We start from the raw sequence: 9,982 nt of genomic DNA, 5'->3' as shown, positions 1-9,982 counted from the left end.
AATATTACTGGAAATCAAAATTTCCAGTAATATTTAATTTATAAGAAACTATATTACACAAAATTATCTACAGTCTCTTTAAATATAAAAAGAGCACATTTGTGCTCTTTTTATATTTAATATCTTTTAAAAGAATAACATATATCCCCATACGACTTTACTTTATCTATATCAATTTTATATATTTCATTTAATAGATATTCTTCTATATTCTCATCACTACTTCTAACGTTATCTAATGCCCTTTGCTTTCCAATATAAAAAGCTATTGTAGATATTAGTATAGCCTGAATTATTTCACTTTTGTTTTTACATACTCCAATGCTAGTAGCTAACATACCTGTATATATATTATCTAATTCATTTTTATTAAAAAAATAATTATTATTACCTTTTATTAAAAACTCACTATATCCATCAGTTATATAATAATTATCTTCTTTTATAATTATTATAGTATTATTTTTCCTTGAAAAATTTCTATACTTATAGTTGACATTACTCTCATTCAAATCTTTTTCTTCAACATTTTCTTGAAATTTTATCAAAGCTTCTATTTCACTCTTTGTTCCTTTAATAACATTAATATCATATCTATTTATAATACTTAATGCTAAATTTCTTTTGTTAATTAACGAATCTATTCCATTGGCTTCTAATAATACTCTCTCTTTTTTATTAATAGCTATTAAAGCTTTTTCTATATCTAATATACTCTCTGAATTAATTTCATCTAAAAAAATCAATAGTGTATTTATTTGATATTCCTCTTTATTAAGGTTACTATCTTTATAGCTAAATATTCCGTTATAATGTTTAATTGTATCTTCTAAGATGCTTAATCTTTCATTATTAGCACAACAATAAATAAGAGGTAGCATATTCTTTTGCAAGTCTAAAATATACTTTATAGACTCTTCACTAAGCCTCATAGCGCGTCCTCACTTTATTATCTATAGTGCAACTCTTGCCTAATACTATACTATTCGACAAAATCTACGATGTGCGCAATTTTATTCTATTCTTCTCCAAATACTTTTTTACGAAGTTCAAGTCCTGCTTTTGTAACAGCAACACCACCCATTGCAGTTTCTCTAAGTGCTGATGGAAGGCTCTTTCCTACCTTATACATAGCAGATACGGTATCATCAAAAGGTATTTTACTTCCTACTCCAGCCATAACCATATCAGCTGTACAAAGAGCACTTATAGCTCCTGCTGCATTTCTTTTTGCACAAGGTATTTCTACAAGGCCTGCAACTGGGTCACATACAAGTCCAAGTATATTTTTTAAAACTATTGCACCTGCATCTAAACACATCTTAGGAGTTCCTCCCATCATTTCAACAACTGCTGCTGAACCCATTGCTGCTGCTGAACCGCATTCTGCCTGACATCCTCCTTCTGCTCCTGAAAGAGTTGCATTCATTCCAATTATCATTCCTACTGCAGCTGAAGTAAATAACGCATCGATCAGCTCTTCATCTGTCTTTCCTAACTTTTCTCCTGCTGATAAAATTACAGCTGGTAATATTCCACAGGAACCTGCTGTTGGACATGCTACTATTCTTCCCATACCAGCATTAACTTCTGATGATGATAATGCCATTGCCATTGCTTTTACAGTTACATCTCCTGTTAAAGTATTTCCTTTTTCTAAATACTTTTGAATTTTATATCCATCTCCACCAATAAGACCACTTAATGAATATACCTCTTTTTCTCTTCCTTCAGTAGCTCCTTCTTTCATTACTTTTAAATTCTTAGCCATCTTTTCATATACTTCTTCTCTAGATAGCCCTTTATCTTCCATTTCAATTCTTATTGCATATTCACTTAAAGATATATTTTCTTCTTCACATATTTTTAATAACTCTTCACCTGATCTTGCTATCATACTATTCACCCTCCTTAATTGGATTAATCATTATTACTTTATTTATACCGTTAATTGCTTTAACATTACCTATTATTTCTGATGTAACCTCATGATCAACTTCAAATACCATTGTTGCATCTCTGCCCTTCTGACTTCTAAACACCTTCATAAATGCAATATTTATATCATTCTCATAAAGTATTGACGCTACCTTAGATACTACACCTGGAACATCCTTATTAGAAACAATAATAGTTGGATATGCACCAGTAAAGTTAACTAAATTTCCATTAACAGAAGTAACTTCAATACTTCCTCCTCCAATTGAAGAACCTATAAGTTCATATGTACCTTCTTTTCCCTTTATAACAAACTTAACTGTATTAGGATGAACATCTCCTAAATCTGCTTCCCTAAATCTTATTTTTAATCCCATTTCTTTGGCTATTTCTAAAGAATCTCTAAGCCTTAAATCACTTGGTTCCATTCCTAAAATTCCAGCAACTAATGCTCTATCAGTTCCGTGACCTTTATAAGTTTTAGCAAATGAGCCATGTAAATAAAATGTTACATCTTCTATATCAGCTCCTGCAACAGCTCTTGCAACCTTTCCAAGCCTTGCAGCTCCTGCTGTATGTGATGATGATGGCCCAACCATTATAGGACCTAATATATCAAAAACTCCTACACTTTTCATATGTAACCTCCAAAATTATTATGTTAAATTTTAAATACACTTACTTTGAATTTATATGAATACTTTTCATAAATTGCGAACTAAAGCTTAAGTCGGGAAACTAAGAAAAATAGTGAATAGAAAAAATGAAATATTAATTTGGAGGGAAGCATTGAAATTAAGCTGTAGAATTTAATAATTGATGTAGTAAAATTTGTGTGAAGAAGTTTTTACTGTTTGACGCGCTAGCTAGTTTAAAAACTTTAGCAAATTTTATGGAATCAATTATATAAATTCAAAGTGAAAATTTCACCGCTTCCCGGAAAAGCAATATTCCATTTTTCGTTCTCACTGTAGTTCGCAGTTTATTTCAAGTATTCATAATAACTTTAAAACATTTTAGTATTTATAAAAAATGCTTCCTCCAATAAATTCTCTTAAAATTGAATTTTCAGGAACAACATTTTTATCAACCTCTCTGAAGAACCCTAGTAAAGCCTTTAATCTTTTAGCTTCACCATAAACTATACTATCTTCCTTAATTTTATTAAGTTCTTCAAGTGCATATTTTTTTAATACACATAACTCATAAACTAAAGTAGAATTAAACATTACATCTGCTTCTTCTTGGTAAACAAAAATATTTTTTTCTTCACCTCTTTTTATCTTATGCCACATCTTTAATGTATCTTCAGCTCCATGACCTCTTGATAATTGATCTCTTACAATCCTTCTAATTCTTCTTACATCCGTTGTAGTAATTCTATTATGATTATCTAAATTTAATTGAGTTAATGCTGAAATATAAACTCTAAATTTATATTTTTCATCAATATGAGCTGTTAATATAGGATTTAATCCATGAATCCCTTCCACTATGATAACTCCATTTGAAGGTAATTTAACTTTCTTTCCAACCCATTCTCTTTCACCCTTTATAAAATTAAACTCTGGAATTTCAACCTCTTCACCTTGTAATATCAAATTTAAGTGTTTATTAAATAATTCTGTATCTACTGATCCAATTGTTTCAAAATCATACTCTCCATTTTCATCTATTGGTGTTTGATCTCTATTTACAAAATAATCATCTAATGATATTGGTATTGGTATAATTCCATTAACTCGTAACTGAACTCCTAATCTATTAGCAAAGGTTGTTTTTCCTGAAGAACTTGGCCCTGCAATTAATACTAATTTAACCTCTTCTTTAGAATTAATTTTATCAGCAATTTCTGCAATTTTCTTTTCGTGTAAAGCTTCAGAAATCATTACTAAATTAATTAATTCTCCATTATCAATTTTATCATTCAATGCCCCAACATTTCCTACATCTAAAATATCTAACCACTTTTCAGTTTCTCTGAATATTTTTGTAATTTTTCTTTGCTCAACAAATTCTGATAAAGTAAATGTTTGATAATCATTAGGTCTTCTTAATATAAATCCATTTTCATAATAAATTAAATCAAAGGCTTTTATATCACTTGTTTTTTTAGTCATATGCCCATAAAAATAGTCATATCTTCCATCTAATTCATATAAATTAACTGTTTTAAAATCTACTTGTTCTAACAAAAGAACCTTGTCACTCATATTATAAGACTTAAAAATATTAATTGCTTCTTCTTTTGTAACTTTAATTTTATTAATAGGTAAATCTCTATTTATCAGCTCTTGCATTTTAAATTTTATCTTTTCTATATCTTTTTCATTAAGAGCATCTTCTTTAAATATTTCCCCAAATATACCCTTACCTACACTATGTTGTATTGTTATTTTGGCATTTGGAAACAAATCCAAAGTAGCTTTAATAAAGATAAATTGTAATGTTCTTGTATAGTCTTTTTCAATAGCTTCATTCTTAGTGTTTACTAAATTAATATTTTCTTTCATCTTTACTCCACCCTTCTAAACCCTTATAATACCATTAGTTAACAAAAATTATATTATAAAATTTAGTGCGAAATTTTGTTTCATTAATTATTATTAGAAATAATTTCTCTATACTCTTATTATATACGGCTTTAAAAATTATTCTATTATTTTATATAGTAAAATTGCTATATTTTTGCTTGAAAACTTAAAGCTTCATACAAGTTCTATTAACTAAATTAAAAATTAAAAATCTCACTTAGGAATAAAAGTATTTTTTTTACAAATACTTAATTAAGAGGTGATTTAATTATGTTCATTGTTCTAATAAGAACTGCTTTTTTATATTTCTTAGTAATACTTGTAATGAGGTTGATGGGTAAAAGGCAAATCGGTGAATTGCAACCATATGAATTTGTTATAACAATAATGATATCGGATTTAGCAGCCCTTCCAATGCAAGATACTAGATTACCTTTAATTCTTGGTATTATTCCAATAGTTACATTGTTATTTATAAAAACAGTGTTAACTCAACTTCAACTTAAAAGTCAATTTACTAGAAAAATACTTGAAGGTGAACCTTGTATTTTGGTTTGTAAAGGTAAAATAAATTATCAGGCTTTAAAAAAACAACAAATAAATTTAGATGAACTTATGGAAGAATTAAGACTTGCTGGATATTTTGATTTAAACGAAATTCAATATGCAATATTAGAAAATAATGGTCAGCTATCATTTTTAACTTCTCAAAGTAGCTCTAACAGTGCTTCTGTTGATGCTTCTTGTAGTTCTAATACACAACCATTATCATCAGGAAGCCAAAATTCTTCTTCTCAAAGTGGCTCTAATAATACTCAAAATACTAATAGTAATGCTTCTGGAAGTGAGAGTTCTTCTAAAAACAATAAAAAAAGTAATTCTACCAACTCTAGTGGAAGTAATACTTCATCTTCATCAAGCTCTAGTAATTCTAGCCAACCACCTAGATTACCTATAATTTACGTGTTAGATGGGCATGTTAATAATAATGCTCTTACTACTAGTGGTAAAAACAAGGTTTGGATTGAGCACGAATTAAAAAAACATCATATTGATTCAATTAAAGATGTACTAATTGCTATGATTGATACTCAAGGAAAATTTGTTTATCAATTATACGATAAAAATGAAAAAGGAGCTAAAAAATGAAGAATTCATTATTTTCTATTTTTCTTTTTATATTGTTATTAGGCTTTCTAACTTATACAGATATAAGCTTTAAAAACCTATGTTCTGATATAATAGAAATGTGTGATGAAATGGAGGAAACATTAAGTTACTCCACCAAGGAAGAAAATTTTCAAGATGCTATGGCAATTTTTAATCTAATTCAAGATAAAGGTGCTATTGCCTCCATCTATATAAATCATGTTGATTATGATGTAATGTTAAATGAAGCTTTAAAGTTAACTGTATACATAGAAAAAGATGATTCAAGTGAAACTGAAGCTTCACTTCATCTATTAAAATATAGTACCGAGCATATGAAAGAACTTCAAGTTCCTAACATTGAAAACATATTTTAGAAAAGCAAAAGGTATTTATACCTTTTGCTTTTTGTATATATCTAATAATATTTATGCATAATTTTATTTTTTTATGCATATTTTTTTTTGTATTTTTAACAAAACTATTGATTTCACTGACTTTATATCCCTTCACTAATTATTTTTTATAATTTCAATTTTCCCTATTGCATAATTATACATTCTTTTGTATAATTATAAACATCAAGGACACATGGATATTTTTACTAGTTAAAAGTTATAAATAACGCAAAAAATTCTCCTAAGAATTTGTACCTTAACTATTAACTCTTAACTAATAATTATTTTAAAGGGGGCTTTTATATATGAAAAAATTTAATAAAGTTGTTTTAGCTTATTCAGGAGGATTAGATACATCAATTATAATTTCTTGGCTTAAAGAAAATTATGGCTGTGAAGTTATTGCAGTAGTTGGTAATGTTGGCCAAGCAGATGAGCTAGAAGGATTAGAAGAAAAAGCATTAAAAACTGGAGCATCAAAAATTTATATTGAAGATTTAACAAAGGAATTTGTTTACGACTATATCTTCCCTACACTTCAAGCTGGTGCAGTGTATGAAGGGAAATATTTACTTGGAACTTCTTTTGCTAGACCTTTAATTGGAAAGAGACTTGTTGAAATTGCAGAAAAAGAAGGAGCTGATGCAATTTGTCATGGCTGTACTGGTAAAGGGAACGATCAAGTTCGTTTTGAGCTTGCAGTTAAAAACTTTGCTCCAGAAATGCCAATTATAGCACCATGGAGGATTTGGGATATTAAATCTCGTGAAGAAGAAATTCAATATGCTTTAGATAGAGAAATTCCAATAAAGATTACTTATGAAACTAACTATAGTAAAGATAAAAACTTATGGCATTTAAGTCATGAAGGTTTAGATTTAGAATTCCCTGAAAATGAACCTAAATATGATAAAATTCTAGAAATGTGTAATACATTAGAAGCTGCTCCTAACGAAGCTACTTATATTACCTTAACTTTTGAAAAAGGTATTCCTGTTGCACTTAATGGTGTAAAAATGGATGGTGTTAAATTAATAGATGAATTAAATAAAGTTGGCGGAAAAAATGCTATTGGTATTATTGATATGGTAGAAAACAGACTTGTTGGTATGAAATCAAGAGGTGTTTACGAAACTCCAGGTGGAACTATTCTTTATAAGGCACATGCTGATTTAGAAGAAATTTGCTTAGATAAAGCCACTCATCACTTTAAACAATCAATTGCATTAAAATTTGCAGACTTAGTTTATAACGGTGAATGGTTCACACCACTTAGAGAAAGTCTTTCGGCTTTTGTTGATAAAACTCAAGAAACTGTTACTGGTGAAGTTAAGCTTAAACTATACAAAGGCAATATTATTAATGCCGGAATGACATCTCCTTATTCATTATACAGCGAAGAATATGCTACTTTTGGTGAAGATGGCGTATATAATCAAAAGGATTCTGAAGGATTTATTAATCTTTATGGTTTACCAACAGTAGTAAATTCAAAGATGAAAGAATCTTTAAAGAAACAGGAGAAATAAAAATGAAACTTTGGGGTGGAAGATTTACAGAGGGAGTTAATACGCTAGTTAATACCTTTAACTCCTCAATTTCAATTGATTCAAGAATGTATAAGGAAGATATAGAAGGAAGCCTTGCTCATGTTAAAATGCTTGGAAAGCAAGGTATTATTCCCTCTGAAGACAGTGAAAAAATAGTTGAAGGCTTAAAAGAAATATTAATAAGAATTAATAATAATACTATAGAAATAGATAAGGACTCTGAAGATATTCATAGCTTTATTGAAAGCATATTAACTTACTATATCGGTGATGAAGGTAAAAAACTTCATACCGGTAGAAGTAGAAATGATCAAGTTACTTTAGATACTAAACTTTATTTAAAAAAATATATACAAATTATAATAAATGAGGTTTTAAATCTTCATGAAACATTATTAGAAAAAGCTAATGAAAATATAAATACAATAATGCCAGGATATACTCATATGCAAAAAGCTCAACCAATTACTTTTGCGCATCATATCTTAGCCTATTGTGAAATGTTTAAAAGAGATATAGGCAGGCTTTTTGATGCCTATAAAAGACTTGATGAAATGCCACTTGGAAGTGGTGCTTTAGCAACATCTACATACCCTATTGATAGAGAGTTTGTGGCTTCTGAGCTTGGCTTTTCTAAAATTACACTTAATAGTTTAGATTCTGTTTCAGATAGAGATTATGCAATCGAAACATTATCTGCACTTTCATTAATTATGATGCACCTATCAAGATTTTCTGAAGAAATTATACTTTGGTGTACTGGTGAGTTTAACTTTATTGAACTTGATGATAGCTATAGTACAGGAAGTAGCATAATGCCTCAAAAGAAGAATCCTGATGTTGCAGAATTAGTTAGAGGTAAAACTGGAAGAGTTTATGGGGATTTAATGACTTTACTTACTGTTATGAAGGGCATACCTCTAGCTTATAATAAAGATATGCAAGAGGATAAAGAAGCTTTGTTTGATGGTTTAGATACTTCGCTTCTTTCACTTCAAACCTTTAATGGAATGATTAAAACTATGAAAGTAAAAAAAGCTAATATGAAAAAATCTGCAGCTGGTGGATTTACAAATGCTACCGATGTTGCTGATTATCTTGTTAAAAAAGGTATGGCATTTAGAAATGCTCATGAAGTTGTAGGTAAAATAGTTCTTTATTGTATAAATAAAGATATTGCTATAGATGATTTAAGTATGGCTGAATTTAAAGACTTCTCTCCTATTTTTGAAGAAGATATATATAAAGCAATTGATTTATTAACTTGTGTTGAAGAAAGAAGTGTCATTGGGGGACCTAGTTCTTCATCTGTTAAAATGCAAATAGAAGTTTTAGAAAACTTTATAAAAGAAAATAAGGAGAATTTATCATGTTTAAAGTAGGAATAATTGGTGCTACAGGATACGTTGGGGTTGAATTACTAAGGCTTTTACTTAATCATGATAAGGTTACAGTTACTGCTATCTCCTCCTCTACTTTTAAAGATGAGGAGATAAGCTCTGTATACAAAAGCTTTTTTAATAAAACAACTTTAGTATGTGAAGATAAAAGTGAAGTTATTGAAAAATCTGATATTATATTTACTGCTCTTCCTCATGGATTAAGTGAGGAAATTGCAGATGAAGCAATAAGAAAAAATAAAAAGGTAATAGATCTTGGGGCTGATTTTAGATTAGAATCTGAAAATTCTTATGAAGAATGGTATAGAAAAAAATTCACATGTAAAACTATTCATAAAGATAGTGTATATGGACTACCAGAATTTAATGGTTCTAAAGTTAAAGAATTTAATATAGTTGCTAATCCTGGTTGTTATCCTACAAGCATTTCACTAGGCCTTATGCCACTATTAAAAAATAAACTAATTAATACTCAAAATATAATTTGTGATTCAAAATCAGGAATTACTGGTGCTGGAAGAGGGCTTTCCTTAAAAACTCACTTTGCAGAAGCCAACGAAAACTTTGCTGCATACGGCATTGGTAGTCACAGGCATACTCCTGAAATTGAACAAACCCTATCATATATGGCAAATGAAAATGTAGAAGTAACATTTACTCCTCACCTATTACCTATCAATAGAGGAATACTTTCTACAATCTATTGCGAACCTAAAGATCAACTTACCTTAGAAAAAATTCATGAAATATATAAAAACCAATATGAAAACGAAGAGTTTGTCCATGTACTACCATTAGATCAAACTGCTGAAATAAAACACGTTAAATATACAAATAATTGTCATATTTCTATTCATCAAAATTATAGAAAAAACAAAATAATAATTGTTAGTGTTATAGATAATATGGTTAAAGGAGCTGCCGGACAAGCTATTCAAAATATGAACTTGTTATTGGGACTTCCTGAAAATACTGGACTTAAACTAATAGCTCCTAGTTTTTAATTAAAGGAT

At 28.9% G+C, this 9,982-nt stretch carries 8 protein-coding genes and 2 pseudogenes; 6 read left to right on the top strand and 4 right to left on the bottom strand.

Going from position 1 to position 9,982, the window contains the following annotated elements:
• Window positions 1–116: 116 nt before the first annotated feature.
• The 4 genes from I4V51_RS13565 to I4V51_RS13550 form a co-directional block, all read right to left on the bottom strand.
• Window positions 117–932: a hydroxyethylthiazole kinase gene (locus I4V51_RS13565; RefSeq protein WP_195988970.1), complete on the bottom strand. Its 816-nt coding sequence runs from the start codon at window positions 930–932 to the stop codon at window positions 117–119.
• A gap of 86 nt (window positions 933–1,018) precedes the next feature.
• The gene (sdaAA, locus tag I4V51_RS13560) at window positions 1,019–1,897 is read right to left on the bottom strand and encodes an L-serine ammonia-lyase, iron-sulfur-dependent, subunit alpha (RefSeq protein WP_195988969.1); all 879 of its coding nucleotides are present in this window, start codon (window positions 1,895–1,897) and stop codon (window positions 1,019–1,021) included.
• A gap of 1 nt (window position 1,898) precedes the next feature.
• Complete coding sequence (gene sdaAB, locus I4V51_RS13555) at window positions 1,899–2,576, bottom strand: L-serine ammonia-lyase, iron-sulfur-dependent subunit beta (protein ID WP_195988968.1); 678 nt, start codon at window positions 2,574–2,576, stop codon at window positions 1,899–1,901.
• Between the two features lie 378 nt (window positions 2,577–2,954).
• Window positions 2,955–4,451, bottom strand: coding sequence for a nucleoside kinase (locus I4V51_RS13550; RefSeq protein ID WP_195988967.1), 1,497 nt, complete (start codon window positions 4,449–4,451; stop codon window positions 2,955–2,957).
• Window positions 4,452–4,742: 291 nt separating this feature from the next.
• On the opposite strand from I4V51_RS13550, the pseudogene I4V51_RS21520 reads away from it, so the two are divergent.
• The 6 genes and pseudogenes from I4V51_RS21520 to argC form a co-directional block, all read left to right on the top strand.
• Window positions 4,743–5,234: pseudogene (locus I4V51_RS21520) on the top strand (YetF domain-containing protein); the annotation flags it as partial.
• A gap of 177 nt (window positions 5,235–5,411) precedes the next feature.
• Window positions 5,412–5,621 (top strand): annotated as a pseudogene (locus I4V51_RS21515) (YetF domain-containing protein); the annotation flags it as partial.
• Complete coding sequence (locus I4V51_RS13540; protein ID WP_195988965.1) at window positions 5,618–5,998, top strand: DUF4363 family protein; 381 nt, start codon at window positions 5,618–5,620, stop codon at window positions 5,996–5,998. The pseudogene I4V51_RS21515 and the gene I4V51_RS13540, both read left to right, overlap by 4 nt.
• Window positions 5,999–6,324: 326 nt before the next feature.
• Complete coding sequence (locus tag I4V51_RS13535) at window positions 6,325–7,548, top strand: argininosuccinate synthase (RefSeq protein ID WP_195988964.1); 1,224 nt, start codon at window positions 6,325–6,327, stop codon at window positions 7,546–7,548.
• Window positions 7,549–7,550: 2 nt separating this feature from the next.
• Window positions 7,551–8,951 (top strand): argininosuccinate lyase, encoded by a 1,401-nt coding sequence (argH, locus tag I4V51_RS13530; RefSeq protein ID WP_195988963.1) that lies wholly within the window; start codon window positions 7,551–7,553, stop codon window positions 8,949–8,951.
• Window positions 8,939–9,973, top strand: a complete 1,035-nt coding sequence (argC, locus tag I4V51_RS13525; RefSeq protein WP_195988962.1) for an N-acetyl-gamma-glutamyl-phosphate reductase — start codon at window positions 8,939–8,941, stop codon at window positions 9,971–9,973. Before argH ends, argC begins: the two co-directional genes overlap by 13 nt.
• Window positions 9,974–9,982 lie beyond the last annotated feature (9 nt).

The organism is Clostridium sp. D53t1_180928_C8, assembly GCF_015667795.1.
Classification (GTDB): Bacteria; Bacillota; Clostridia; order Clostridiales; family Clostridiaceae; genus Clostridium.
The sequence above is the reverse complement of the archived record's forward strand: the minus strand, read 5'-3'. Positions and strand labels throughout refer to the sequence as shown.